At 60.5% G+C, this 26,470-nt stretch carries 20 protein-coding genes; 5 read left to right on the top strand and 15 right to left on the bottom strand.

All coding sequences use genetic code 11. The annotated features are described in order from the left end of the window. Positions 1-20: 20 nt before the first annotated feature. The 3 genes from GA566_RS19815 to GA566_RS19805 form a co-directional block, all read right to left on the bottom strand. Positions 21-1,097, bottom strand: coding sequence for a porin (locus GA566_RS19815; RefSeq protein ID WP_160473793.1), 1,077 nt, complete (start codon positions 1,095-1,097; stop codon positions 21-23). 91 nt (positions 1,098-1,188) lie between these two features. Further along, positions 1,189-2,523, bottom strand: coding sequence for an MFS transporter (locus tag GA566_RS19810; protein WP_160473792.1), 1,335 nt, complete (start codon positions 2,521-2,523; stop codon positions 1,189-1,191). 23 nt (positions 2,524-2,546) lie between these two features. Next, a complete protein-coding gene (locus tag GA566_RS19805) occupies positions 2,547-3,608 on the bottom strand; it encodes a lactonase family protein (protein WP_237380774.1) in 1,062 nt (353 codons plus the stop codon). 239 nt (positions 3,609-3,847) lie between these two features. Here GA566_RS19805 and acnA point away from each other — a divergent pair, with 239 nt between their 5' ends. Genes acnA through GA566_RS19790 form a run of 3 tightly spaced genes read left to right on the top strand, consistent with a single transcriptional unit; the run spans position 3,848 to position 8,191 of the window. After that, the gene (gene acnA / locus GA566_RS19800) at positions 3,848-6,499 is read left to right on the top strand and encodes an aconitate hydratase AcnA (RefSeq protein ID WP_160473790.1); all 2,652 of its coding nucleotides are present in this window, start codon (positions 3,848-3,850) and stop codon (positions 6,497-6,499) included. Between the two features lie 38 nt (positions 6,500-6,537). After that, the gene (locus GA566_RS19795) at positions 6,538-7,446 is read left to right on the top strand and encodes a GntR family transcriptional regulator (RefSeq protein WP_160473789.1); all 909 of its coding nucleotides are present in this window, start codon (positions 6,538-6,540) and stop codon (positions 7,444-7,446) included. Positions 7,447-7,459: 13 nt separating this feature from the next. Beyond that, positions 7,460-8,191: an ABC transporter substrate-binding protein gene (locus tag GA566_RS19790; RefSeq protein ID WP_160473788.1), complete on the top strand. Its 732-nt coding sequence runs from the start codon at positions 7,460-7,462 to the stop codon at positions 8,189-8,191. A 44-nt stretch (positions 8,192-8,235) separates the two neighbouring features. Here GA566_RS19790 and GA566_RS19785 read toward each other — a convergent pair whose 3' ends face one another. The 8 genes from GA566_RS19785 to GA566_RS19750 form a co-directional block, all read right to left on the bottom strand. Further along, a complete protein-coding gene (locus GA566_RS19785) occupies positions 8,236-12,210 on the bottom strand; it encodes an FAD/FMN-binding oxidoreductase (protein ID WP_160473787.1) in 3,975 nt (1,324 codons plus the stop codon). A gap of 53 nt (positions 12,211-12,263) precedes the next feature. Then, complete coding sequence (locus GA566_RS19780) at positions 12,264-13,655, bottom strand: aldehyde dehydrogenase family protein (protein ID WP_160473786.1); 1,392 nt, start codon at positions 13,653-13,655, stop codon at positions 12,264-12,266. 72 nt (positions 13,656-13,727) lie between these two features. After that, positions 13,728-14,030, bottom strand: coding sequence for a putative quinol monooxygenase (locus GA566_RS19775; protein WP_160473785.1), 303 nt, complete (start codon positions 14,028-14,030; stop codon positions 13,728-13,730). A 13-nt stretch (positions 14,031-14,043) separates the two neighbouring features. Continuing rightward, positions 14,044-15,096: an Ldh family oxidoreductase gene (locus GA566_RS19770; RefSeq protein ID WP_160473784.1), complete on the bottom strand. Its 1,053-nt coding sequence runs from the start codon at positions 15,094-15,096 to the stop codon at positions 14,044-14,046. A gap of 49 nt (positions 15,097-15,145) precedes the next feature. Next, a complete protein-coding gene (locus tag GA566_RS19765) occupies positions 15,146-16,606 on the bottom strand; it encodes a CitMHS family transporter (protein WP_160473783.1) in 1,461 nt (486 codons plus the stop codon). Positions 16,607-16,817: 211 nt separating this feature from the next. Continuing rightward, complete coding sequence (locus GA566_RS19760) at positions 16,818-17,237, bottom strand: cupin domain-containing protein (RefSeq protein ID WP_160473782.1); 420 nt, start codon at positions 17,235-17,237, stop codon at positions 16,818-16,820. 541 nt (positions 17,238-17,778) lie between these two features. After that, positions 17,779-18,798, bottom strand: a complete 1,020-nt coding sequence (locus GA566_RS19755) for a GntR family transcriptional regulator (protein ID WP_237380509.1) — start codon at positions 18,796-18,798, stop codon at positions 17,779-17,781. Next, entirely contained in the window at positions 18,791-19,792 is a 1,002-nt protein-coding gene (locus GA566_RS19750; protein WP_160473781.1) for a tripartite tricarboxylate transporter substrate binding protein, read from the bottom strand. The genes GA566_RS19755 and GA566_RS19750 overlap by 8 nt, the downstream gene beginning before the upstream one ends. 268 nt (positions 19,793-20,060) lie before the next feature. On the opposite strand from GA566_RS19750, the gene GA566_RS19745 reads away from it, so the two are divergent. Next, positions 20,061-21,125, top strand: a complete 1,065-nt coding sequence (locus GA566_RS19745; RefSeq protein ID WP_160473780.1) for a beta-propeller fold lactonase family protein — start codon at positions 20,061-20,063, stop codon at positions 21,123-21,125. A gap of 138 nt (positions 21,126-21,263) precedes the next feature. Further along, positions 21,264-22,217, top strand: coding sequence for a LysR family transcriptional regulator (locus GA566_RS19740; RefSeq protein WP_160473779.1), 954 nt, complete (start codon positions 21,264-21,266; stop codon positions 22,215-22,217). Positions 22,218-22,258: 41 nt separating this feature from the next. Here GA566_RS19740 and GA566_RS19735 read toward each other — a convergent pair whose 3' ends face one another. The 4 genes from GA566_RS19735 to GA566_RS19720 all read right to left on the bottom strand — a co-directional run bounded on the left by GA566_RS19735 (position 22,259) and on the right by GA566_RS19720 (position 26,353). Further along, complete coding sequence (locus GA566_RS19735) at positions 22,259-22,786, bottom strand: SRPBCC domain-containing protein (RefSeq protein WP_160473778.1); 528 nt, start codon at positions 22,784-22,786, stop codon at positions 22,259-22,261. A 219-nt stretch (positions 22,787-23,005) separates the two neighbouring features. Then, a complete protein-coding gene (locus GA566_RS19730; RefSeq protein WP_160473777.1) occupies positions 23,006-24,043 on the bottom strand; it encodes a YncE family protein in 1,038 nt (345 codons plus the stop codon). Positions 24,044-25,171: 1,128 nt separating this feature from the next. Then, positions 25,172-25,384, bottom strand: a complete 213-nt coding sequence (locus GA566_RS19725) for a hypothetical protein (RefSeq protein WP_160473776.1) — start codon at positions 25,382-25,384, stop codon at positions 25,172-25,174. A 3-nt stretch (positions 25,385-25,387) separates the two neighbouring features. Next, positions 25,388-26,353, bottom strand: a complete 966-nt coding sequence (locus tag GA566_RS19720; protein ID WP_160474672.1) for a LysR family transcriptional regulator — start codon at positions 26,351-26,353, stop codon at positions 25,388-25,390. Positions 26,354-26,470 lie beyond the last annotated feature (117 nt).

The raw sequence follows: 26,470 nt of genomic DNA, 5'->3' as shown, positions 1-26,470 counted from the left end.
GTTGTCATCCTCCTGGATACTTAGAATTTGTGGCGCATGCCGAGCAGCACGCCGGTCTGGTTCTGGCCCGGCTGTACCGTGTTGCCCGATCCGACCGCGAGCGTGGAACCGCTACGGTTACGTGCGTATGCGGCGGTGAAATAGATGTCGGTGCGCTTGGACAGGGCGTAGTCGGCCAGCGCGATGAAGAGCCAGGGGTCCTGGGCGTTATTGCGGTTGTTGGTGTAGAACGCGCCGCCCGTCAGCGAGAAGGCGGACGTGAAGTTGTAGCTGCCCTGCAGCCAGTACATGTCCGTGCGCTGCGTCGAGGTCAGCATCGTGGCGCCGTTCGCCCCGCCATACTGCGAGCGGTTCCATCGGTAACCTGCAACGAACTTGGCGGCGCCAAAAGCGGTGGTCGCGCCGATCGCCAGGTTCTTGTTCGCCCAGTCTTGCGACGCCACCGTCGAACCCTGCGTCTGGTCGTAGACCACCGCCACGCCGGATTTGCCGGATGTGTAGCCAAGCTGGCCGCCGATCTGCCGCCCTGCCCTCGGCGCTCCGGGTACTTCGCCCCCATAGCCTGCATCCCAGCCAGTGCTGTAGCTGGTTTCGACGGTCAGTCCGCCGAACTGCCCGAAGTACTTGGCCGAGTTGTCGATGCGCTGCGCAAACACCGGGTCCATCGACGTAATGGAGTACCGCGCCGACACTCCGAGCAGATCGTAAGTCTTGGCGAAATCGTAGATCGGGGCGTCCTGCCGGCCCAGTGTCACGGCGCCGTATGGACTTTCGATGCCGACATATGCACTGCGTCCAAACAGTCGCTGCGTGCTGCCCGTGCCATTTGCGAGCGTGCCGGTGTCGAGATTCGTGCCGTTCTCCAGTCGTGCAATGGCGCGCCAGTTGGCGCCGAGATCTTCCACGACGCGAATGCCAAAGCGCGAGCCGGACTGATTGCCTGGCTGCATGCGCACCACGGAGTTACTCCCGTTGGCGGAGCGCACGTGATTGACGTACTCCACCCCGACATCGGCAACGCCGTAAAGCGTGACCCCCGACTGCGCGCAGGCCGCGCCGCTGACAAGCGATGCTGCAAGCAAGCCTGTTCTCTTCATCTGTCTCCTCCTTGCTGTTTCTTATGGGTGTGCGCCGCCCGGCGCCCGTGCAAACGGGCACCAGATCACTGCGCTGGGAATCGGAACGCGACTATCGGCGACGATGCGCCGGTTCGGCCGTGAATGAGTTCGCGCGGTGTTCCGCCACGCGAATGAAGAACGTCATCAGGAAAGCGATGACCAGCAGGCCAGCCAGGAACAGCAGTCCGGTCGACGCGCTGTGGCTCTGACCCTTGATGTAACCGATGGCAAACGGCCCCGCAAAACCACCGAGATTACCGATCGAATTGATGACTGCAATCGAGACTGCAGCCGTGGAACGACTCAGGAACAGCGTGGGCAGCGCCCAGAACGGCGACTTGAACGCATAGAGCCCCGCCAGGCTCAGGCTGATCAGTCCGATCGCGGCATAGGGGTTGCCCACCACGCCTGCACCAATCAGCGACACGGCAGCCACCGCCAGCGGCAGCGCCGAATGGAGGCGCCGCTCATTGCGCCGGTCGGAACTACGCGACCAGAGGATCATCACGATCGTGGCGAACAGGTAGGGCGCCATGGCAATCATGCCGACCTGTGTATGCGTGAGCGACGACGAAAAGCCTGCAATGATCTGAGGCATCCAGTAGCCCACGCCGAGGCTGCCGCACTGGTAGACGAAGTAGATGAAGGCGAGGTACAGCACCTTCGGACTCTGCATGACTTTCAGCGTGCCGAGATGTTCGGCCTGGGGACGCGCCTTGCGGTCTCGCTCCAGTTCGTCAGCAATCCACTGTTTCTCTGCGTCCGACAACCATCGTGCATCGGCAGGCCGATCGGTCAGATACAGGTAGCACAGCACGCCACCAATGACGGCCGGTGCGCCTTCAAGCAGCAGCATCCAGCGCCAGCCGCTCCATTGCAGCCAGTGCACGTTGTCCATGATCCATGTGCTCAATGGCGCGCCGATGATGTATGAGACGGGGATGGCCGCAGTGAACAGCGCCACCGTGGTCGCCAGTTCCTTTGCGCGGAACCAGTACGTCAGGTAGACGATGATGCCGGGGAAGAACCCGGCTTCCGCCACGCCGAGCAAAAAGCGCAGCACATAGAGCTGTTCCGCGGTCTGCACGAAGGCGCTCGCCACGGCAATGACACCCCACGACACCAGGATTCGTGCGATCCAGCGCCGCGCGCCGAAGCGGTTCAGCATCACGTTGCTCGGCACTTCGAACAGGAAATAGCCGATGAAGAAGATGCCCGACACGAAACCAAAGGCTTCGCTGGACAGGGCCAACTCCTTGTTCATCTGGAGCGCCGCGTAGCCAATGTTGGCGCGATCCAGATACGAGATGATGTAGAGGACGAAAACGAACGGGATGATGCGCCACGTGATCTTTCTGACCGTAGCGCGTTCATCGACATCGGGGCGGGCGTTGGATTGCTGCATCGTGTACTACCTGTCTATGCTGGTCAGGCGGAGAAAACCATGCACACCGGGCTGCCGGACTGCACGCTGAAGCCGGTGGGCTTGAGCCGCCCCGTGGCCTGGTCGATCTGCATGGCGACGATGGAATCGCTGTCCTCGTTGAGCACGTACATATGACGGCCGCCTGGCGCCGTGGCGAAGAAGCGCGGTGTCTTGCCCTGCGAGGCGGCTGCCTCGACAAAGCGAAGGTGTCCGCTTGCCGGATCGATCTGGAACACGGCGATGCTGTCGTAGCCGCGATTGGAGGCGTAGACGAAGCGCCCAGTCGGATCGACCTCGATCTCCGAAGCGCGGCTGTTACCGGTGAATGTCTCCGGCAGCGTCGACACGATCTGGAGCGGCTTCAATGCTCCTGTCGCCCCGTCATAGGCATAGGTCGTGACCGTCGAATCGAGTTCGTTGACCACGTAGCCAAGCTTGCCGTTGGGATGGAAGGCGATATGGCGCGGCCCCGACGTTTCGCGGGCCTGCACGAATTCGGTCGCGGCCGGAACAAGCTTGCCCTCCGCGAACCGGAACGTGAACGTGCGGTCCAGGCCCTTGTCTGGCACCACCACGAAGTTGCCAGTCGGATCGAACGGGTTGAAGTGGGGCTTGGCCTGCTTCTGCTCCACGCGATGCGGGCCTAGGGGACCGTCCAGTTTCACAAGCTGCGTCAACTCGCCGAGCGAACCGTCCGCCTGCAATGGCAGCACGGCCAGGCTCGCGCCGATGTGGTTCGACACAACGATGTACTTGCCGGTGGGATCGATCGCCAGGTGAACGGGGTTCTTGCCCTGCGTGCTCTGGCGGTTGATGAATTCGAGCTTGCCGGTGCCTTTGTCGACCGCAAAGGCGCTGATGTCGCTGAGATCGCCATGCACCGTGTAGAGCCGTTCGCCATTGGCACTGAGCGCCAGGAACGACGGGTTGACCAGATCCTTGACCAGTTGCGTCAGTTGCAATGCGCCGGTTTGCGGGTCGATGCGGAATACGCTGATGCCGTCGCCTCGTGCGTTGCGTTCGCGGGTGGTTCTCGATCCGACATAGGCGTACTTCGCGGTCATGCTGATTCCTTTCGATTTGGCTGGATGTCCCGATGCCGCCGTTGCGGCGGTGGCAGTGAGGCCGAATGCGGAGACGGCTGTGGCGGCAATCGCCCCACCGAGCAGTCGACGTCGGCCGAAATCCGGCGGCAGTTCGGGACACAAAATGGGTGAGTTCACGGGTTGTCTCCTTGTTTTACGTGGCCGATGCGGGTTTCCACTTGATTGCATTTTTACGTAAACGAATGCAAAGTACAGTCATGGAAAACACCTACCGCCCCACCATGACTCCGCTGCAAGGCCAGTTTCGCGCTGGCGACATCACATATCGCTACGTCGACCTTCCAAACATGCTCGATGGGTCACTGGCCCGGTTGCCGGTTGTGTTGCGACTGCTATGCGAGAACGTGGCGCGCAACATGGAGGGCAAAGAACGCGCCGAAGCGATGGCGGCGATCGAGGCGTGGCTGGAGACCGGAACAAGCGAAGCCGAGATCGCGTTCCAGCCTGGCCGCGTGTTGATGCACGACACCACCAGCACCCCGGCGCTGGTCGATATCGCTGCCATGCGCGACGCGCTGGCGGAAGCCGGTGCGGACCCGAATGCACTGAACCCGGTGCTGCCCGTGGATTCCTCGGTCGATCACTCGCTGGCCGTCGAAGCGTTCGCACAGCCCGGCGCGGCGGACGAGAATCTTCGGATCGAGGCGACCCGCAATGCGGAGCGCTACAGCTTTCTGCGCTGGGCATCGAAGGCACTCAAGGGCGTGCGCATCCATCCGCCGGGCACCGGGATCATGCATACGATCAACCTCGAGCAACTTGCCACGGTGGTCACCACGCAGCAGCATGATGGTGAGCTGTGGGCGGTGCCCGACACCCTGATCGGCACGGACAGCCACACGCCGATGATCAACGGCATCGGCGTGCTGGGCTGGGGCGTCGGCGGTCTGGAAGCGCAGACCGTGATGTTCGGCATGCCGGTCATGCAGCGGATTCCCGATGTCATCGGCGTGCATCTGACCGGCGCGCTGCAGCCCGGCGTACTGGCCACCGATCTGGCGCTGACCGTGACGCAGCGGCTGCGCGCCATTGGCGTGTCTGGCGAATTCGTGGAATTTTTTGGGCGTGGTGTGTCGACGCTGACGGCGGGTGATCGATCGGTGGTCGCCAACATGGCACCCGAGTACGGTGCCACGACGGGCTTCTTCCCAATTGACGATCAGACGCTGGCGTACCTGCGAGCCACGGGTCGCAGCGCAACTCAGGTGGCGCTGACTGGCGACTATGCGAAACACGCTGGCCTGTGGTTCGATCCGGACAACGCGCCCCGCTATACGCGCACCATTGAGATCGATCTCGCCAGCATCGGCATGCATGTGGCCGGGCCGCGCCGCCCGCAGGACTTGCTGTCCTATGCCGACACAGCCGCCGCGCTCACGAAGTTCCCGTTCACGCCGAAGTCGGATGTGGGTGGCATGCCGCGCTACCCCGTCGCCATTGCAGCCATCACGAGTTGCACCAATACGTCGGACCCGGCGCTGCTGATCGCCGCCGGTATCGTTGCGCGCAAGGCACGGGCACGCGGACTGACCGTGGCGTCGTGGATCAAGACCTCGCTTGCGCCCGGATCACCTGCAGCCGCTGACTATCTGGCGCGCTGCGGACTGACCGACGACCTGTCGTCCGTCGGCTTCGATATCGTCGGCTTCGGCTGCACGACTTGCATCGGCAACTCCGGGCCCTTGACGCCAGCCATTCGTGATGCGGCCGAGGCCGGTGCGGTATGGCCCGTCGCCATGCTGTCAGGCAACCGCAACTTTCCCGGACGCATTCACCCCGATCTGAATCTCGGTTTCATCATGTCTCCGCCGCTCGTGGTGGCCTTTGCGCTGGCTGGCGATGCGGAGCGCGACCTGAGCCGCGAGCCCGTGCAGATCGCACCGGACGGCACACCGGTCTTTCTTAAGGATCTCTGGCCGACGCACGCCGAGGTGGAAGAAGCGTTGGCCATGGCCGCAGACCCTTCCGACTATCGGCGCGCCTTTGCCGTGGCATCGCAGAATCCGGTCTGGGCCGCCCTGCCCTCGGCCGATACCGCGCGCTACCCATGGGATCCCCGCTCGACCGCGCTGCGGCGTCCACCATTCGCCGCGCTCGACCAGGGGTCGCAGCTTGGGCGTTACGACGCCTGGCCACTCCTTGTGCTCGGCGACGACATCACCACCGACCACATCTCCCCCGCTAGCGCCATTCCGAGAGACAGCTTCGTGGCTGACTTCCTGGTCAGCCGTGGCGACGACCGCAACGATCTCAATGTTTTTGCCTCACGGCGCGGCAACTGGGAAGTCATGATGCGCGCCGCCTTCTACAACAAGACGCTCGTCAACATGCTGACGCCGGGCGTGCCCACCGCCCATACCGTGCATGTGCCGAGTGGCGATGTCGCGCCAATTCACGAAGTGGCGCAACGGTATCGCGACGAAGGTCAGTCGGTGGTGCTGATCGCCGGGGAGCGCTACGGCACCGGCTCCTCGCGCGACTGGGCGGCCAAGGGACAGCGTTTGCTGGGGATCCGGGCCGTGATTGCGGTAAGCTTCGAGCGCATCCACCGCTCCAACCTGATCGGCATGGGTATCCTGCCCCTGCGCATGCCGGCCGGCGTGAATCCGCAAACGCTGGCCATCCAGCCCGGCGACGTCGTCCATGTCGATGCCGACGCCGGCACCCTGGCACCGCGCTGCACGATACCTGTGCGGATCGTGCGCAAGCATGGCGCGGTGGAAGTCTTCGATGCTACCGCCGCCGTGGAAACCCGGCTTGAAGTCGACCTGTTGCGGCGCGGGGGCGTAATCCCTTCGATTCTGCACAAGACGCTGGCGCAACATGGGAAAGACTTGGCCACCTCATGATGATGCCGGCGCAACATTCGCTTGAGCCGTACGACACCATGACCCAGGACAGATCCATCGCCACGCAGATCGTCGAGTTCATCCAGACCGAGCGCTTGCCGGTCGGCGCGCATCTGCGTGCGCAAATGCTCGCGGACAAGCTCCGCGTTTCGCGCACGCCGGTCAACGACGCGCTGGCGATCCTGCACGACAAAGGTCTGCTCAGGCGCGAGAAAAATCGCGGTTTCTTCCTGGCACAGTCGCTGGAGAAGCCAGCCGCCCTGCTCGCCCAGGAGCTCGGCATCACCGAGCCGGACATCGTTGGCGACGCCTATTTCCAGATCGCCGAAGACCTGCTCAGCGGCTCGCTGCCGACCGAAGTCCCGGAACTCACGATCCGGCAACGATACGAACTGACCGCCACGCAACTCAACGCCGTCCTCACTCGTATCACGCAGGAGGGCTGGGGCGAACGCAACCCTGGTTACGGTTGGACGTTCTCCACCATGCTGACAACGCCGGACTCGCTGTTGCAGTCGTACCGCATGCGCTTGGCACTGGAACCGGCCGCACTGCTGGAGCCAGGCTACCGCCTCGACACACAGGTCATTGCGCGGCTGCGTGCGGCCGAGCAGCATTTGCTGGATGGTGGCATCCAGACTGATACGGCCGATCAGTTGCACGACCGTGGCGTGCGTTTCCACGAATCACTGGTCGAGGGATCGGGCAATCCGTTCTTTATCGACACGATCCGCCGCGTCAACCGTGTTCGCCGTCTGCTGTCCTATCGCTCGATGCGCGAACGCACACGGTATGAGGAACACGCCCGGCAGCATATGCATCTGCTGGACCTGCTCGAACAGGGCCGCAACGCGGACGCCTCCGCCGCCATGCGCGACCATCTTGACCACACACTCGCCGCGCTGGCCAATATCCGCAGCATTCTGAAATCCGAAGAACCCGATTGATATTCCGCCGTTCATGACCATCGACCAAGACATCATTCAAGCGTTCGCTCCTACTGGCAAGCTTCGCGCCTCCATCAACCTTGGCAATCCAATACTAGCCCACCGCACGGCCGAGGGTTCGGCTGGCGGCGTATCCGTCGATCTCGCGACAGCGCTGGCGGCCCAGCTCGATGTCCCCCTGGAACTGGTGGTGGTAGACGCCGCAGGCAAGTCGGTCGATGTGGTCGCGGCGGAGGATGCGGATGTTGGATTCTTTGCGGTCGATCCCAAGCGTGGCGCGAGCATTGCATTCACCGAGCCCTACGTGCTGATCGAAGGCTACTACCTTGTGAGCGAGGATTCGCCGGTGCAAAGCAATGCCGATGTGGACAGCGCCGGCACTCGCGTGGTCGTCGGCAAAGGCAGCGCCTACGATCTGTACCTCACGCGAGAGCTGAAACAGGCACAGATCGTCCGCGCGCCCACTTCCCCTACCGTGGTGAAAACCTTTCTGGAAGGCGACTACGACGTGGCTGCCGGGGTAAAGCAACAACTCGAAGCCGACATCGTCGGCATGGCGGGCATGCGACTACTTGGCGAACGCTTCATGGTCATCCGTCAGGCCATGGGCGTGCCGAAATCGCGCGGTGTCAAGGCTGCGGCTTTCCTGGCCAGTTTTGTGGAAGACATGAAGGCGTCGGGTCGCGTCTCCAAGGCTCTGCGTGATCACGGCATTCGTGGCGCTACTGTGGCACCACTTGCATAGGCAGGACTCGACGTTTTGCCCGAGGTATCTCGGGCAAAACGCCGTTATAGGATTACCCGCTCAATCCCGCCCGCGTTGGCCTTGGCCACGTACTCCGGCATCCAGTTCTGGCCCAGCAGGTGCTTGGCCATTTCGACGACGATGTAATCCGCGGTGACCGTGGCGTCCTCGTTGTAACGCGACAACCCTTGCAGGCACGACGGGCAGCTCGTCAGGATCTTGACGTCGCCGTTGAATTCGTCGGTGCGCAGCTTGTCGGCGCCGCGGCGCATTTCTTCTTCCTTGCGGAAGCGGATCTGCGTGGAGATGTCCGGACGCGTCACGGCCAGCGTGCCCGATTCACCGCAGCAGCGCTCGTTCTTCTCGATCTTGCCGCCACCCTGGTTGCCGCCCATCAGGTCGTTCACCAGCTTGGTCGGGTCCATCGTCTTGATCGGCGTATGGCAGGGGTCGTGGTACATGTAGCGCGTACCGGTGACGCCCTCCAGCTTCACGCCCTTTTCGAGCAGGTACTCGTGGATGTCGATGATGCGGCAGCCCGGGAAGATCTTGTCGAATTCGTATCCGGCCAACTGGTCGTAGCACGTACCGCAACTGACCACCACGGTCTTGATGTCGAGATAGTTCAGCGTATTGGCCACGCGGTGGAACAGCACCCGGTTGTCGCTGACCATCTTCTCGGCCTTGTCGTACTGGCCGGCGCCGCGTTGCGGATAACCGCAGCACAGGTAGCCCGGCGGCAGCACGGTCTGCACACCTACGTGCCAGAGCATCGCTTGCGTCGCCAGACCCACCTGCGAGAAGAGCCGCTCCGAGCCGCAGCCCGGAAAGTAGAACACGGCTTCGGTCTCGGCCGTCGTCGTCTTCGGATTGCGGATGATCGGCACGATCTCGTTGTCTTCGATATCGAGCAACGCGCGCGCGGTCTTCTTGGGCAGATTGCCCGGCATCTTCTTGTTGATGAAGTGGATCACCTGCTCCTGCACCGGCGGCTTGCCAACCGTTGCAGGCGGATGCTGGGTCTGCTTCTTCGCGAACTTCTTGAGCACCTCATTGCCGAGGCGCTGCGCCTTGTAGCCCACGCCCATCATCGCGGTACGCGCGAGGTTGATGGTCTGCGGATTGGTCGCGTTCAGGAAGAACATCGATGCTGCGGCGCCCGGGTTGAATTTCTTCTGACCCATCTTGCGCAGCAGGTTGCGCATGTTCATCGACACGTCGCCGAAGTCGATCTTGACCGGGCATGGCGTCACGCACTTGTGGCAGACCGTGCAGTGGTCGGCCACGTCCGAGAACTCGCCCCAGTGCTTGATCGACACGCCACGGCGCGTCTGCTCTTCGTGCAGGAACGCTTCCACCAGCAGCGACGTTGCCAGGATCTTGTTGCGCGGGCTGTACAGCAGGTTGGCACGCGGTACGTGCGTGGCGCACACCGGCTTGCACTTGCCGCAGCGCAGGCAGTCCTTCACGCTGTCGGCAATCGCGCCGATATCGCTCTGCTGCATGATGATGGACTCGTGTCCCATCAGGCCGAACGACGGCGTGTACGCATTGCGCAGGTCCGCGCCCGGCAGCAGCTTGCCCTTGTTGAAGCGGCCTTGCGGGTCCACGCGCTGCTTGTACTCACGGAACTCGCCGATCTCGTCTTCGGTCAGGAATTCCAGCTTGGTAATGCCGATGCCGTGCTCGCCCGAAATCACGCCGTCCAGCGAACGTGCGAGGTCCATGATGCGGGCCACCGCGACGTGGGCCTCCTTCATCATGTCGTAGTCGTCGGAGTTCACCGGCAGATTCGTGTGGACGTTACCGTCGCCGGCGTGCATGTGCAGCGCCACGAAGACGCGGCTGCGCAGCACCTGCTTGTGGATCTTCTGCGCTTCGTCGAGGATGGGCTTGAACTCGCCCCCGTTGAAGATCTTGCGCAGCTCGGCGCGCAGCTCCTGCTTCCAGCTCACGCGGATCGTGCGGTCCTGCAGCAGGTGGAACACCGTGGCGTCCGGCTGCGCTTGCAGGCGCTGCTCGAATGCCGGGCCCAGCAGGCCCAGGCCATGACCGATCAGCGATGCCTTGGCCGTTTGCAGCGGCGTATCGAGATGATCCTGCAGGTAGTGCCAGCGCGCACGCACTTCGCGCATCAGCGTCAGCGCGTGCTGCACGCGGTCTTCCAGCAGTTCGGCGCTCGGGATTTCGTTGGCGTCGTCGCTGCGGCCCAGCGGCAGATTGCCGCGTGCGAAGAATGCTTCGAGATCGTCGGTCAGCTTGAGCTTGTTCTTGATCGACAGCTCGATGTTGATGCGCTCGATGCCGTCGGTGTACTCGCCCATGCGCGGCAGCGGAATCACCACGTCTTCGTTGATCTTGAAGGCGTTGGTGTGGCGCGCGATGGCCGCGGTACGCGAACGGTCGAGCCAGAACTTCTTGCGGGCTTCCGGGCTCACGGCGATAAAACCCTCGCCGCTCTTGCCGTTGGCCATGCGGATCACTTCCGAGGTGGCGCGTGCCACGGCATCCTCGTCGTCGCCGACGATGTCACCAATCAGCACCATCTTCGGGAACGCGTTGCGCTTGCTCTTGGTGGCATAGCCCACCGCGCGCAGATAGCGTTCGTCGAGGTGTTCGAGGCCGGCCAAGATGGCACCGCCTTCGCGCTTCGACTCGCCGTCCAGGAAGTCCTTGATTTCGACGATGCTCGGGATCGCATCGCGCGGCTGGCCGAAGAACTCCAGGCAGACGGTGCGGATGTGCTTGGGCATGCGATGCAGAATCCAGCGCGCGCTCGTGATGATGCCGTCGCAGCCTTCCTTCTGTACGCCGGGCAGACCGGCCAGGAACTTGTCGGTGACGTCCTTGCCCAGACCTTCCTTACGGAACTTGCGGCCTTCGATGGCCAGCGTCTCGGTGCGGAGCACCTTCTCACCCGGTTTGCGATCGCCATCGGACCACTTCAGTTCGAACGTGGCCACCGGCACATCGTGGATCTTGCCGAGGTTGTGGTCCATGCGCGTGATCTCGAGCCAGTTGCCCTCGGGATCGACCATGCGCCACCACGCCAGGTTATCCAGCGCGGTGCCCCACAGCACGGCCTTCTTGCCGCCCGCGTTCATCGCCACGTTGCCGCCGATGCACGAGGCATCGATCGACGTCGGATCCACTGCAAAGACCAGTCCGGCCTTGTCGGCAGCGTCGGCCACGCGACGCGTCACCACGCCTGCGCCCGAGAAGATCGTTGCCACCTTGTGCGGCACGTTGGGCAGATCGGTCATTTCGACCGCATCGAGCCGTTCGAGCTTTTCGGTATTGATGACGGCCGAGAACGGCGTCAGCGGCACGGCGCCGCCGGTGTAGCCAGTGCCACCTCCGCGCGGGATGATCGTCAGGCCCAGTTCGAAGCAGCCCTTCACCATGCCGGCGATTTCTTCCTCGGTGTCGGGCGTCAGCACGACAAACGGGTATTCCACGCGCCAGTCGGTGGCGTCGGTCACATGCGAGACGCGCGACAGGCCATCGAACTTGATGTTGTCCTTCTGCGTGATGCGGCCCAGCACGCGCTGGGTGCGCTTGCGCAGCGCATAGGCATCGGCAAATTCCTGCTTGAACGATTCGATCGCCTGCTTGGCGAACACCACCAGTTGCTCCACGCGATGCGAGCGATCCTCGGCGGCCGGTTCGGCGTGCTCGGCACGGTCCGCGGCGCGGCGCTTCTCGATTTCGGCGAGGCGGTGATGCAGCGCATCCACCAGCATCTGGCGGCGCTTGGGATTTTCGAGCAGGTCGTCCTGCAGATAGGGATTGCGGCGGACCACCCAGATATCGCCGAGCACCTCGTAGAGCATGCGGGCGGAGCGGCCGGTGCGGCGTTCGCCGCGCAGTTCGTCCAGGATGCGCCAGGCTTCCTCGCCGAGCAGACGGATAACAATCTCGCGATCTGAAAACGACGTGTAGTTATAGGGGATCTCGCGCAGGCGCGGCGGGGCGTCCTGCGCTGCGAGTTTGGCGTCGAGCACGAGTGGGGCGTTCATCGATATGACGTCTGCCTCCCGCCCCTGAGGGCGGGAGTGATCATGGGCGGGAATTATTTTGCGCCAACTGCCCAGAAGGTGCGCGCGTTGGTGAACTCGCGGATGCCGGCTGCCGCCAACTCACGTCCGTAACCCGATTTCTTTGTGCCTCCGAACGGAATTCGCGCATCGGATGCGGTGATTGCGTTGATAAACGCGGCACCACTGGTGATCTGCTTGGCAACAGCCAAGGCCCTCTTGCCCGACCCTGCCCAAACGCTGACGGACAACCCAAAGGGCGTTGCGTTCGCCAACCGGACCGCATCTTCATCGTCTTTGGCAACGGCAATCGCGGCGAGCGGACCAAAGGTCTCCTCATCAAACGCAGCCATACCCGGCTTGACGTTACCCAACACGGTGGGTTCGTAGAAATTGCCCGGCCCATCTACGGACTTTCCGCCTGCAAGCAGCAATGCGCCTGCGTCCAGTGAGCGCCGCACCTGTTGATCCAGCGCGTCACGCAAGTCCGGACGGGCGAGCGGGCCCATCTGAGTAGCGGAATCGGTGGGGTCGCCAACAACCAGGTCCTTGCTAGCCTGCACGAAGCGGTCTGCAAACTCCTTCGCAATACCCTCCGAGACAATGAATCGCTTGGCACATACACAGCTTTGGCCGGCGTTGTGGAACCGTGCCTTGACCGCTGCTGCTACCGCTGTCGTCAGATCTGCGTCGTCCAGAACGATGAACGCGTCGGAGCCGCCCAGTTCCAGAACGGATTTCTTGGATGCCCGTCCTGCGGCAGCGCCTACGGCAGCTCCAGCCCTGTTCGAACCGGTCAGCGTAACCGCGGCAATCCGATCGTCCTGGATCAGTCCGTCAATGACCTGCGGTACCTGAGGCTCGGCTACGACCAAGGTCGTCACTACGCCCTTCGGCACACCAGCGTCGAGGAACAATCGCTCCAAAGCCAGCGCACAGCCCGTTACATTGGGCGAATGCTTCAGAAACACACCATTACCCGCGGTGATCGCCGGAATCGCGAATCGCATCACCTGCCACACAGGGAAATTCCACGGCATGACTGCCAGGACAAGCCCGATGGGTTCATAGCTGACCCACGCGTCTACGCCTTCGATGTTGACCTTCTCATCTGCCAGAATGCGCTCAGCATTGTCGGCGTAGTACAACGCCGTGACTGCCGACTTCTCCAGCTCGCCAGCGGCCTCGGCACCGACCTTGCCCATCTCGGCCGTGATCAGTTCGGAGAACGACTTGCTTTGGCGGCGCAACTCTTCGGCCAGTCGGCGAACGGCAGCAACACGGACTTCAAGCGGCTGCTTGCCCCATGCCAGCGCAGCAGTGTGTCCGGCGTCCACTGCTTGCTCGATCTGCTCGGCACCCCACCCTTCATAGGTTTGAAGCGCCGCTCCAGTGCTGGGGTTGTAGGTCGTAATGGTATTGGTCATGGCTATCCTGTCTGCCAGTTTCGTTCAGTGCCTGCGCCTCGTAGCAACACTCGCACAAGCGCCATGTAGTTTTCAGGCGTGGTGGAAGAGCTGGGTGCAGATCGTGTTGACTTGGCTACCCTTCACCACACACCGATCTGCAGCCTTGCGCCATTCCGCGAAATGCGGCGCGGCGCGATGGGCTTCGATGGCCGCCTCGTCGTCATACAGCTCGTAGAACATGAAGTGATGCGGATTTTTCGTGTCCCGCGTCACGTCGAAATACTTGCATCCGACTTCATCGTTGAACGTCCGCGTCGCGTTCTCTTTGATTGCGGCGAGGAATTCCTCCAGGCGCTCCGGATAGACGTCGAGGGAAACAATCAGTGCGATCATCACAAAGTCCTTCTTAGTTGATGGTGGCGGGCAGCGCCGTACCGGTTTCGGTAGCAAGCTTGACCATGCTTTGCCAAGTAGTATCGGCAAGCGAGATGCCGGTCTCTTTCAATTGAACCGTGTTGCGGTCTTCAAGCTCACCGGGGAAGAAAATCTCCTCAATGCCGTGAGCTTTCGGAACCGCCTTCACTTCCTCGATCAACGCCTCCATGCGCTGTTCGAATTCGGGCAGAGGCATCGTCGATTTGACGTCAATCGTAATCAGGAGATGGCCGCAGCCGCTGGGGCGATTTGCTTCATAGGGGCCAGCGACATTGGAGCCGAAATGACTGCCGGTTAACACCCCGGCGAGTACGTCCATCATGAACGAGATGACGTAGCCCTTATGACCTGCCATTGGCAAGATCAAGCCATGGATTGCTTCCTTAGCGTCAGTAGTCGGCACGCCGTTTTCATCGGCCGCCCAGCTATTCGGAATCTCGACGCCACGCTCGGCGGCGAGATAGATCTTGCCGCGCGCCACTGCGGTATTGGCAATATCCATGACTGCAACGCCGCGACTACCCGCGGGCGCTGCGACCGACCACGGATTAGTCCCGATGCTTTTGGCTTTGCCGCCCCAGGGAGCCATGGCAGGGCTGGCGTTCGTGGCGAAAATTGCGACGCACCCCTCCTTTGCCGCCATGCGCGTGAAGTAGGCTGCCGTGCCGAAATGGTTCGAATTTCGAACGCCAACAGCACTGATGCCGTGCTTGCGGGCTCGCTCGATACCGAGATCCACCGCCCGTGCCGACAATACCTGGCCGATACCGTGATGGCCGTCGATAACCGTCACCGCACCGCCATCCATAACAATCTCGGGCTTCGTGACGGCCGTCATCACGCCGCTACGCAGACGCTCTACGTACCAAGGCAAACGAAGCATGCCGTGAGAGGAGTGACCCCAGAGCTCAGCAACCACCAGGCTGTCCGCCAGCAGATGCGCGTCTTTGGTAGGGACTCCGAATGTTTCCAGGATGGCTGTTCCGAAACGAGTCAATGCTTCGGCGTGGACGGTGGTTGGCATATCAATCTCCAGTATTGCGATATTCGTTTGTTGGTTACGACCGGCCCGGTTAGATGGGATAGGCGCCGGTCAACCCGCCCACAAGTAGCATGATCAGTCCGACCACAACAGCACGCCAGATCGTCCTTTTCGCATGCTCACCAAGTTCGACCTTGGCTAGCCCCGCAAGCAGAAGAAAAGAAGGCACAAGCGGACTGGATTGATGCAACGGTTGTCCGACGATCGCTGCTCTCGCCATTTCGACGGCCGAGATGCCGTAGTGCGAGGCAGTCTCCGCGAGGATTGGAAGCACCCCGAAGTAGAAAGCATCGTTGCTTGTAAAGAACGTCATTGGAATACTGATGACGCCGGTCACGATCGCCAGATGGGGCCCCCAGGAGGCAGGAATGATTGCAACGAGCCACTTGGCCATCGCCTCGACCATTCCGCTTCCGCTCAACACTCCCGTCAGCACTGTCGCTGCAAACACCATACCCACAACACCGACAATGCTCGATGCGTGAGACTTGATCTGTTCCGACTGATCGGCGACGCGGGGAAAGTTGACGACTAGCGCTACGGCCACCCCAAGCAGGAAAACGACGGGCGAAGGGATGACTTCGATGACCAACAATGTCATCACGGCCAGTGTCAGTAGCGCGTTGATCCAGACGAGGCGCGGGCGAGCGTGGGGACGCTGCAACAGATGCCCATCGTTCGAAAATGGTGCGGAAAAATCGTCTTCATCATTGCGCGTCGGCATCGCGGAGGCATCTAGCCGCATGGCGGCCATCGCGCCAGGAAGCGGCAAAGCCATAGCTCCCGATTGTGCACCCACATAGCCTGTCGACGCAGCAGCCGGGGCGGCACGCCTTGCGCCAGTGCCCAGAAGTCCAGAATCGGGTTGGATCGCAAGTATTCCAAGGCGCGCACGCTCTGACCGTCCCAGCAGATAGGCAAGGAACAGCAATGCGCACATGGACGCAAAAATAGCCGGCGCCATCGGCACAAAGATGTCCACTGGGTTTAACTTCAGAGCCGCTGCTGCACGCGCGGTGGAACCGCCCCACGGCACCGTATTGAAGATCCCATTGGCAGTCGCGGCAATGCATGTCAACACCCAGGGGCTCATTCCCAGGCGAAGGTAGATCGGCAAGAATGCCGAAGTAACGATGATGAACGTCGTCGAGCCGTCACCGTCGAGCGAGACAATCGCAGTGAGAAGCGCTGTGCCGATCGCGAGGCGAACCGGGTCATTGTGAACAAATCGCAGAATGAGCTTGATTAGGGGGTCGAACATGCCGACGTCGATCATCATGCCGAAGTAGATGATGGCAAAGAAGAGCAGGCAAGCGGTGGGCGCTACCGTCTTGATGGACTTGATGATCGAATGCCCCAAGTCGAGCCCACCTCCTGCGATCAGCCCAAAGACGATCGGCACGAGGATAAGCGCCGCCACTGGCGTGAGCCGCTTCGCCATGATCAGAGTCATGAATGCGGCAATCATGCCGAAACCGAGAAGTACCAACATCGTTGTCTCGCGTCATTGTTCTGGACCGGCAGGCGGGTATGACTTACTTATTAGCCTGTGGGGACTGACGAGACATCTGCTCGGCGGCCGGTCACAAAGTTCGAGGGCGCAGGAGCCCTTCGCCCCGGCTTGATCCGGGTCGGTTCCACGCGCTGCAAGGTCAACGGCAAGCTGCCGCAGACCTGGGATGGAGCTGGCGGGTGTAGCGCGATCAGCGCTTGCCGTGTTCTGCCGAAACCGGGTTCGTAGCACCCGTTTCAGTCAGCGTGCGCGTTGCTTCGACCGTCGCATAGATCCACATGATCTTCATCGGCTCGGTCTCCGACACATTGCGGAAACGATGGTTGACGTTAGGCGGGATGAACGTGACATCGTGGGCCTTGAGCCGATATTCGAGGCCATCGATATCCAAGATTGCCTCGCCTTCCATCAGAACGACGCTTTCCTGGCAGTTATGGCTATGGAAGGGAATCTCCACACCGCCGTCGAACGACGTGTATCCCGTGATGAAGCTGGTCGTACCCAATTCGCGTGAAACCAGTGGCGTAGTGCGTGCGCCACCGCCACGCTCATGCGTCGGCAGCGTTTCGGGCTTCAGGAGGACGGCGCCGGAAGGGGTTTTGCTGGTCATGCTTTGTCTCCGATCTGGATTTGCGGTCGGCTGCAGGTGAGCTGGCTGCTTGGGGAAAAACGCGACACATGGTGGTATGCGTCTCGGGCTGTCGCAAATCCCATTTGCGACCCTGCTTCGTTGACCCAAGTATAGCTTTTTGTGATTACAGAATGCAAAGAGGAAAGCTTAGGCGTTTACCCTAGAACCGCAGAAAACCAGAGCTTTCAATGGCATTACACAGTGTGGGCGATATCAGAAAATGCACTCTGTGCAACAATAAATCAGGGCAGGACAGCAATCTGGTGCGTGAGAGTTTGGAGTGCACTTCGATAAGGCCGGGCCAAATGGCTCGCTCAGCCGCGCAACATGCGCGAAAATGCACTTCGGTGACATGGGGATGAGATCCGTACCAAGAACACTACGGACGCGGTACGCGCGAGAGTGATCACCACCGATGAGGTGGTAGCGCCCAGCCGAGAACCGGCTATGACAAAGTGGCAGCGGATCGGAGAACTGTTGCCTGAAGAAGGAAATGAGCTGGGACTTGGCGTCCCGCCTGTCAGGCAGCGCTCTTGAACACCGACTTGCTGCGTACCTTTCGCTGACGAGCCCCTTCCAGGTGCTCCCGCATCAATCCAGCCGCCTTCAGCATGTCTTGCGCGGCAATTGCGTCGAGGATGGCCAGATGTTCGATCGCCTGTTCTTGGCGCGGCTTGCGGTCCTTGGCCTGCCCGTACTCTACAAGGCGCCGCAGCGAGTCCATTCGCTTGATGGATTGCACGAGAAAGCGGTTACCAGACCATTTGGCAATGGTCTCGTGAAAGCGGCTGTTGGATTCGAACAGTTCGATTGGCGTCATCGTCTTGTACCCGCCGTCGACGATCGCACGCTGTTGGCGGCGTACCGAGGCAAGCTCGACAGGATCTGCGCGAAACCATGGGCTCAAAAGCCCGGTAGGCTCCAAGGCAGTCCGGTAGAGATAGCTTTCTTCGTAGGCCTGAGCCGAGTCGATCATCGGCAAGAACGTCCAGCCGTGCCCAATGGACCTCTCGACCCAACCCTCTTCCTGAATCCTGGAAAGCGCCTTGCGCAATGCGCTACGCGCGACGTTGTACTGTCGCATCATATCGGCTTCGGTCACAAAATCTGGCAGGGCTCCGCTTAGCCGGTCTTCCGCAATCTTAAGATGCAGCGGATCGTCTGGCTCCTGCGAAAGCTCCTGCGCAATTGCCGACAGATCCGAGGCGTCCTTATTCAGGAAGAAACCTCGATTGTGGTCGTGGACGACTGCCCCAACCTCTACCAGGTATCGCAGCGCGACATTCACTGGAGACCTTGATACCCCAATTCGGTCGGCCAGTATGCTCTCCGCAAGATGATCGCCTGTACGAAGCGCGTCTTGACGCGCCAAGGCGACAATTTCCCGCGCTACGCGTGTTTGCAGTTGAGAGAGGTTCATGGGTCGACCGGCAGTAGAAAGTGAGCTAGCCGATTCATTCGGCGCACTCGGCGTCATGGCTTCAAATGGCATTTTGCCATGACAGACGCCAATCGCCCATGCCCTTGTGAATTCAGTCAATCCGCATTCCCAACTGCTGGATAAGCTTCGACCACTTGTCATTCTCCTTCCGAATCAGCGCCGCAAACTCCGCGCCGCCAGCAGCCGTGGGTTCATACAGTTGGCTCCTGAGCTTGTTCGCGTTTTCTGGATCCCTGAGCCCCGCGAGGAGCGCCTGACTCAGTTTTTGACTGGTTGCCGCGGGCGTACCCTTGGGGACAACAGCTCCGGCCCAGGAGGTTGCCTCATATCCCGGCACTGCCTCCGACATTGCCGGCACATCAGGCAAGGCTGCCGCGCGCTTCGCCGAAGTGACAGCCAAGGCCCGCAACTTGCCAGACTTGATGTGCGGCAGCGCAGCGAGGGGGTCAGCAATACACGCATCTACTTCGCCCCCCAAAACAGCTACTACGGCTGGGGCGCCCCCTTTGTAGGGCACATGCACGAGGTCAATCTTCGCCAGAGATTTGAGCATCTCGCCGCCGAGATGATTGCCGCTGCCGTTCCCCGCGGTGCTGTATGTGAGTTTGCCAGGCTTGGCCTTTGCCAAGGCCAGGAACTCTTGGAGGCTTTTTGCCGCGACATTCGGGTTCACTACCAGAATGTTTGCCACTGACGCCATCCAAACCAGCGGATCAAAATCCGCCACGGAATACCCTGGCCGCGAATATAGATGAGGGTTCAACGCCATCGTGGAAAGGTTCACGAAGGTCATCGTATAGCCGTCGGCTGCTGCGCGGGCGCCCGCGACCGTTCCGATGTTCCCGGCAGCTCCGGGTCGGTTGTCAATCACGATCGGCTGGCCAAGCAACCCTTGAGCTTTGCCTTGGATCGTCCGGCACAGCAGATCGGCGCCACCGCCAGCGGCTTGGGGCACGATGAACGTAATGGGTTTCGATGGAAAGGCACTTTCGGCCATCGCAGGACGCGACGACATCGAAGCAATGCCGGCCACCGGCGCTGCGAAGATTGCTTGCACGAGAGCCCGCCGGCGTTGGTTGAGCATGGACGTCATGACTCTGTCTCCTGTATTTGATCTAGATTGCCTATCGCTTTTTATGATCATAGAATGCATAAAAAGCAGTGGCAACATGCTCAGGGCATATACCAATGCTTGATGCGGACATTACGTCACATAACGTCGCAGAATTAGGGTTTACATACCGGAAATTGGCCGAGGGATAGCTGGCGAAGTCCCACCTCTTGGTGCCTTTTCATTGCCTTTCCGTTGCCAATAATGCATTCGTACGCCTCGCTGACGTACGAGCAGTTGAGGAAGAGACATGCCAACGATCGCCTATACCGGTTGCCGCACGACGACCAAACGCAACGCGAGAGGCCAAGGAATTGAAGTATTCCTACTCGAGCGAGATGGAAGCTGGATTCATCAGCAGAGCATGCCGAATTTGGTCAACCCGTCGTATCTGCTGGTGGACCAGGAGCGACTCCGTCTCTTCTGCGTGCATGGCGACGAGAGTGAGGTCAGTGCATTCCGCATTGATAGGGCTGACGGATCACTGACCTACGTGAATACTCAATCCACGCATGGGTTAAACCCGGTGCATCTTTGCCTGACCCAGTCGGGCACTGAACTTGTAGTGGCAAACTACGCAAGTGGAACGGCTGTCGCACTTCCTGTCTTGACTGACGACAGTCTGGCGCCTGTCGTCAGCATCCTCCAGTTCACTGGAGCACCTGGCCCTAACGCAGTCGAGCAACGTGGTCCGCACCCTCATCAAGTCTTGCGCCTCGCTGGCACAGACTGGTTCATATTCCCCGACAAGGGGACCGATACTATCTGGTTCGCCGAGTTCGACAGCATCCGCAAGGCCTGGCGCCAAAATTCCGTTCGCCGCATCGCTGCCCGCCCAGGAGCCGGCCCCCGTCATGGGGTTGTTCATCCGTCGCGCCAATTGCTCTATATTGTTAACGAACTGGACTCGACGTTAGCTACGTACCAGCTCAACGAATCGGATTGCAACCTCATCGATCTCGCAGAGCTGTTGCCCACTGGTTTTGATGGTCACAATCAGGCCGCCGGGATTGCACTGGATCCGACTGGTCAGTGGCTATTTGTCAGCAATCGTGGACACGAAACGCTTTCAACCCTAGCCATCGCTCCTGAGAACGGACTTCCGCAAGTAACTGGATGGGTTCCATGCGCAGGAAGGACACCGAGATTCATCACACTCTGCCCAGACCATCCCAGTTTGGTCGTAGCGCATGAGGGATCGCACACTATTCACACCTATCCAATCAACGAGGCTGCATTCCGCAGCCCCTTGGGCCCCTCACGGCAAGTAGTGAGCACCGGTAGCCCTACCTGCGCAGCCTTTGCGACGATCTGACCCATACATTCCGCCCCAAAAAAACGACCGCTGACTTGCGGTCGTCGCAGTGCCCATGAAAGATCGATCTCCGGGCAGACAGACGTCTAGAACCTGTGTTGGACCCATCTGCCACAAACACAATTCACTCCGTTGCCCATGAAAGACCTCAAAGCCGTCGACTTTAATTTGCTCAAGGCGTTGGACGCGCTGATGGACGAACGCAATGTCACGCGGGCGGCGTCTCGGCTCGGCGTCACGCAACCTGCCATGAGCAGCATGCTTACGCGGCTAAGGGAAACGTTCGGAGACCCCCTCTTCGTCCGGGCATCGCGCGGCATTGTGCCCACGCAACGCGCGTTGGAATTGGCTGGCCCGCTCAAACAGGTGATGAGTGAAATCAATGCCTTGTTGTCGACGACGACCTTCGACCCACTGACCTCGCGGCAAACGTTTCGTATCGCCGCGACCGACTATGCTCTACGTGCTGTCGCCCTGCCCCTTCTCAAGGCACTTAAGCAACGAGCGCCGAATACCAAACTGTCTCTAGTATCTGTCGAGGGAGACCAGATCCCCGCACGACTTGAACGGGCGGAGATCGACCTGGCGCTGGTCACACCCGAGAAGGCGTCTCCCGACCTGCACGCCCGCGAGCTATTCGTTGAACATTATGTCTGCGCGATTCGGGAGGACCATCCCGCAATACAGGACGGCAACCAATTAACACTCGACCAGTTCTGCTCGCTGGAGCATGCTTTAGTGTCATATAGCGGCGATGAATTCCGCGGCGTTACCGATGAAGCCTTGGAACAACTCGACAAACGTCGACAAGTCAGCCTCTCGGTCCAATCCTTTCTGATCGTGCCGGAAATCTTGCGGACGAGCGACTTGGTGGCCGTACTCCCCAGTCGCCTGGTTGCGGGCATCGAAGGTATAAGAACATTCGAGCCGCCCATAGCCCTTCCTGGGTTCACCAAGACTGCAATCTGGCACAAGCGCACCCATCGCGACGCAGCACATCGCTGGCTCCGAGCGCAGCTTTTCGAAGTCTGCGCCGACACGCGCGCCCGACCAGGTACAAGCGCATCGCGCCATTCACGTCAACATGCTTAGCTGTGCGACCGCAGTCGAAACTGCCGAGGAGCACACAAGAGCTACTTCGGCTGCTTGGCCGCGCGCGCGGCAGTGAGCATGCCCTCCAGCCAGTCCTGATGACCATTGATCATCGGATTTGGCTTGGTGTTCTTCAACGCCTCAGCCGGCTTTCCCTTCTGGGTTTCTTGCGTCAGAATCCGCACGCGCCCGCCAGCCAGGTCTTCGACCAGCCATGCGTGATGCACATCGAGCCTGTCGTCGGCACCGGGATTGCCTGCCCAACCGTGCCATGCCACGCGCGCCGCGTGCCCCTCGGTAGGAGGCACGTACTCTGTGCATTGAGCCTCTACGGGGAAACCGAAGGTCTCAAAGTAAAAGCGATCGCCAACACCAAGTTCAGGCCCCTTGCCATCATAGAAGCGCACGTTGGCTGAGTTTGCATAGTACGTTGGCCAGCGCGCCGGAAGACTTAGGAATGGCCAGATCTCGGCCGCACTTAAGTCCGAAACGATGACCTCATTGGAGGCGAAATTCTCAGTGAAGCCCGGCAGGAATCCTTCCGGCCAAATAATCGCATTTTGTTGCATTTATGGAGTCGAGTAAGGGTATCAGTGCTGCACATGATGGGCGTACAAAAGATATAAATCCAATCCTGCTTTGTTATGTTTGACATACAGTTCTTTTATGTCATGCGACGGTCGCAACCCTGGGATACCCCACCGCCAATTGTTCGCCTCTAGACCGCTTGGTGACCCTCAAGATAACTCCGTGACTGCGAAACGCCATGGACCTGCGGCCTAGCGATCCTATCGCTGCACCGTTTCAAATCTCGCAATGGCGATACCGTCGGGTCGACCAACCGGAATTCGCTCGGTCTCCTGCATTGTCGCAAGATCGAGCACAGCGACGAAGTTGTCAGGAGTACAGGAAATCAGCGCGCGGTTGCCAGCGGCGTCCATGTAGATACCCGCACCGCGCCCGGTCTTGAGCGACTTCAGCAATGCATGTGTTCGAACGTCATAAAACGCCACGTTTCCGGTTTTGACGCTGACCACCAATGCGCGTAGCCCATCGGGAGTGAACCGGATTCGATGCGCGCCCTCTAGGCCGCTTTCGATGGTTGCTGTCACGGCTCGAAGCCCAGTGTTGACGATGACGATTGCGCCTGTAGGGGTAACGGTCCAGAGCTCGCGACCGTCCGGCGATACGTCGAACCCCTCGGCGCCCTGCCCCACCGGCACCAGCGTCTGCACCCAATCCATCCGCGGCTTAGCCGCGGGCGGCATCACCCCGGTCGGTGGCATTGCCGGCATCACGAGCTTTTGCTCCAGTACGCTGACCGTTCCAGAGCTCACATTGGTGGCATAAACGTGCTGACCATCAGGCGCCACGTGGATCATATGGGTCGTATCCTGCCCGGTCCCCATGGCCCATTCGACGCGGCCCGTTTGAGGATCGAGCCAGCCAATGGCCTTGGAGCCCTGCGCGGTGAACCAGAGCTGGTTGTTGACAAGTGCCAGACCATGCGGGCCCAGCAACGGCAGCGTATCGAAACGGACTCGCCGCTTGCCGGATGGCAGGTCCAGCACGTCAATCTCATGGAGCGCGCCGTAGCCGGGGTTGGACACATATGCGCTGCGGCCGTCGGCCGAGACTTCGATCTCGTGAGGATCGGGCCCCACGGGGATGCGCTTACGTACCGCAAATGACACGGGATCGCGAACTTCCACGACGTGATCGGTCTTCGAGATGATGAGCAAGGCGCTGTCCGGCGTGCCGGCCCGCGCCTGTACAGCCATTGCCAGCATGGCAACGACGAGGACAAGGCTGGACTTCGAATTCATGGCGATGACGATGCAACTCGTGTTGGATGGCTGCCTGGATACCGCGCGGTAGTGGGCCATCGCGCATGATGGTCGGGCCGGCTTTCATCTAGCCTTCAGCGATGCCACGCTGGTTGGTGCCAAGAATAGCGAAGTCAAGGGGGCAAGCGATGATTTGCTAGGAACGGCAAGCGTCGCGATCGAGTGGGAGGCTGCCGAGATTGAGATTCATGCTGCGGAGAAATGGCCACAATGGCATGCCTGGTACATATTCAAATGCCACGAAACCTCGCTCCATGCTCTCGTCGCTCAGATTCACGATGGCAAGGTCTCCGGCCAATGCGAACGTAAGTCGATCCCAGTAAAGTGGTTCGCCAGTTCCTAGCAGCTTTACGATTGAGGCATAGAGGCAAAGAAGTACGGCACGAATACAGATGCGGCCGTCGACAATCACCTTCCGGGCAACGGCTCCAGCTCCGTTCGCATGTCGACGGGCATCATCGCCGCAAGCCGGTCAACAAGGGCTCCGCGAATCTCGGATTCTTCGATGGCGGCAAGTCGTTTGGCAATTCGAATCCCGGGCAAAACCAATTTGGTGCTCTCATCGGCATGCGTCACTCATTTTGATCGCCCGGACCCTTCTGCTGCGCGTGTGAGGAGCCAGCCGTGGTTGCAATTCTTCGCAAATGCAGCTCAAGCCTAAACCGGCGCTGTTTGTCGCCTGACGACAGTCGCCGGCTCGACCAATGTCCGCAGTCCGACAACTTCCGGTCACTCCACGACGATGGCGCAGTCGTCTCAGATGGGTCGGCAAGAGTCCTTGCCGACGTCAGATTCTAAAGATTCTGACGATCGGCTTCGGCATCTCGAAGGTCAGCATTCAGCACCCGGTAACTGCTTGCCCTACAGTGCCCACCTTTGCGTCAATTCTCTTCCCTGCAACAAGAGTGCTCACGATTGCTCCGCCGCTCGGCGTGCAAGTTGCCGAAAGCCCTCGGCCCCGAGACCAAAAAATCAGCGCTATCGCCTATAGGGCGGCTTTATCCCTTACCGGTCTAGGGCTGCAGGCTAACGAAGGATGAACACGATTCCGCTTGAGCACTCTGGTCGAACAAGGAAGACAGGAAGAATCCGCTGAATCCGCCTACTTCACAGAGGCAAGCTCAAGGCGACACCGGCATTTCCTGTCATGTCCTGCAAGGACATTGTGCCAATGGCGCTTTGCGAGATGTATTCGGTGACGCGTTTGCGCGCGAGATTGGTATGCGATGCCACCGAGTTGCTCTGCCCGGTCAGCGTCGCGTCGCACAATGGCATCCAGAATCTGGCGATGCTCGTGCTGTCCGCTACTTGTTTCTGCATGGTTCAGATCAGCGCCGGTGGAGTGGATGCAAAACCCTCCGAATAGATCTCTCGCAGGTAATCCACAAACACCTGCGACACGCGTGAAGCGTGCGCAGAGTAAGGGCGAATGGCGTACAACCAATCGCCAAATGCCCCTGTCGATCGCCACTGCGGCAACACTTCGACCAGGCGGCCGGTCTCCAGAGCGGATTGGGCGCTGAAGTCCGGAAGCAATGCGATGCCCACCCCTTCGATCGCTGCATCACGCAATGCTTCACTATTGTTCACGGTCAGCGGCCCGGTGACCGGGACAGTCACTGGATCGGCATGCTTCGACCCCGGACTTGCCACCGACGGCACGAACGTCCAGGTAGTCGCCCCTTGCCGCCTCGGATAGTGCAAACAGGCGTGGTCAACCAAGGCTTGCGGCGTTTCGGGAGACCCTCGGCTGCGCAGGTACGCCCTGCTCGCGACCAGAATCGCGCGTGTCGACGACAGCGTCCATGCGACATGGGTTTCCGGCGGGGCTGACGTATGACGGACTGCAATGTCAAAACCCTCTTGCGCCAGCGGCCGCAGGCGATCCGACATATCCAGTTCCAACTGGATCTGGGGATACTTCCGCAGGAACTCCGGAAGACGAGGCACAAGCTGTTGTCTGGCAAATGCCACGGGAGCGGTCACGCGCAGAAATCCCCTTGGCGCCCCGGCCAGGTCTCGAACATTGGCGTAGCCCGTGGCGATCTGCTCGAAGGCGCCGCGCATCGACTCCACCAGTTGCCGACCAGCATCGGTCAGGCTCGCGCTGCGTGTGGTCCTCTGAACCAGCGCGATGCCGGTTGCCTTTTCAAGGTCGGTAATGTGCTGGCTCATGGACGCCTTGCTGACGCCGAGACGCGCGGCGGCCTTGCTGAAACTGCCTTGCTGCTGCAGAACAACCAGCCAATGCAGGTGTTCCCAGAGTTCTTCGACGTTCTCTTTGCGCATCCCCATGCTCCCTAAACCGCACATATTCGGTTGATATTTCGTAGCCGTAGCATGCCACCGGATCAAATTCCTGAACAGTAAGTTCGGCGCCACCGGACTACCGAGGGCTCAGGGCGG

This window comes from Cupriavidus sp. SW-Y-13 (genome assembly GCF_009793345.1).
GTDB lineage: Bacteria > Pseudomonadota > Gammaproteobacteria > Burkholderiales > Burkholderiaceae > Cupriavidus.
This window is presented reverse-complemented; position numbering and strand designations above follow the sequence as displayed.

What these genes read in the sequence shown, in the direction of transcription:
- GA566_RS19815 (WP_160473793.1), bottom strand. Translation starts at nt 1,097, where the DNA reads ATGAAGAGAACAGGCTTGCTTGCAGCATCGCTTGTCAGCGGCGCGGCC.
- GA566_RS19810 (WP_160473792.1), bottom strand. Translation starts at nt 2,523, where the DNA reads ATGCAGCAATCCAACGCCCGCCCCGATGTCGATGAACGCGCTACGGTC.
- GA566_RS19805 (WP_237380774.1), bottom strand. Translation starts at nt 3,608, where the DNA reads ATGACCGCGAAGTACGCCTATGTCGGATCGAGAACCACCCGCGAACGC.
- acnA (WP_160473790.1), top strand. Translation starts at nt 3,848, where the DNA reads ATGGAAAACACCTACCGCCCCACCATGACTCCGCTGCAAGGCCAGTTT.
- GA566_RS19795 (WP_160473789.1), top strand. Translation starts at nt 6,538, where the DNA reads ATGACCCAGGACAGATCCATCGCCACGCAGATCGTCGAGTTCATCCAG.
- GA566_RS19790 (WP_160473788.1), top strand. Translation starts at nt 7,460, where the DNA reads ATGACCATCGACCAAGACATCATTCAAGCGTTCGCTCCTACTGGCAAG.
- GA566_RS19785 (WP_160473787.1), bottom strand. Translation starts at nt 12,210, where the DNA reads ATGAACGCCCCACTCGTGCTCGACGCCAAACTCGCAGCGCAGGACGCC.
- GA566_RS19780 (WP_160473786.1), bottom strand. Translation starts at nt 13,655, where the DNA reads ATGACCAATACCATTACGACCTACAACCCCAGCACTGGAGCGGCGCTT.
- GA566_RS19775 (WP_160473785.1), bottom strand. Translation starts at nt 14,030, where the DNA reads ATGATCGCACTGATTGTTTCCCTCGACGTCTATCCGGAGCGCCTGGAG.
- GA566_RS19770 (WP_160473784.1), bottom strand. Translation starts at nt 15,096, where the DNA reads ATGCCAACCACCGTCCACGCCGAAGCATTGACTCGTTTCGGAACAGCC.
- GA566_RS19765 (WP_160473783.1), bottom strand. Translation starts at nt 16,606, where the DNA reads ATGTTGGTACTTCTCGGTTTCGGCATGATTGCCGCATTCATGACTCTG.
- GA566_RS19760 (WP_160473782.1), bottom strand. Translation starts at nt 17,237, where the DNA reads ATGACCAGCAAAACCCCTTCCGGCGCCGTCCTCCTGAAGCCCGAAACG.
- GA566_RS19750 (WP_160473781.1), bottom strand. Translation starts at nt 19,792, where the DNA reads ATGACGTCCATGCTCAACCAACGCCGGCGGGCTCTCGTGCAAGCAATC.
- GA566_RS19745 (WP_160473780.1), top strand. Translation starts at nt 20,061, where the DNA reads ATGCCAACGATCGCCTATACCGGTTGCCGCACGACGACCAAACGCAAC.
- GA566_RS19740 (WP_160473779.1), top strand. Translation starts at nt 21,264, where the DNA reads ATGAAAGACCTCAAAGCCGTCGACTTTAATTTGCTCAAGGCGTTGGAC.
- GA566_RS19735 (WP_160473778.1), bottom strand. Translation starts at nt 22,786, where the DNA reads ATGCAACAAAATGCGATTATTTGGCCGGAAGGATTCCTGCCGGGCTTC.
- GA566_RS19730 (WP_160473777.1), bottom strand. Translation starts at nt 24,043, where the DNA reads ATGAATTCGAAGTCCAGCCTTGTCCTCGTCGTTGCCATGCTGGCAATG.
- GA566_RS19725 (WP_160473776.1), bottom strand. Translation starts at nt 25,384, where the DNA reads ATGCAGAAACAAGTAGCGGACAGCACGAGCATCGCCAGATTCTGGATG.
- GA566_RS19720 (WP_160474672.1), bottom strand. Translation starts at nt 26,353, where the DNA reads ATGCGCAAAGAGAACGTCGAAGAACTCTGGGAACACCTGCATTGGCTG.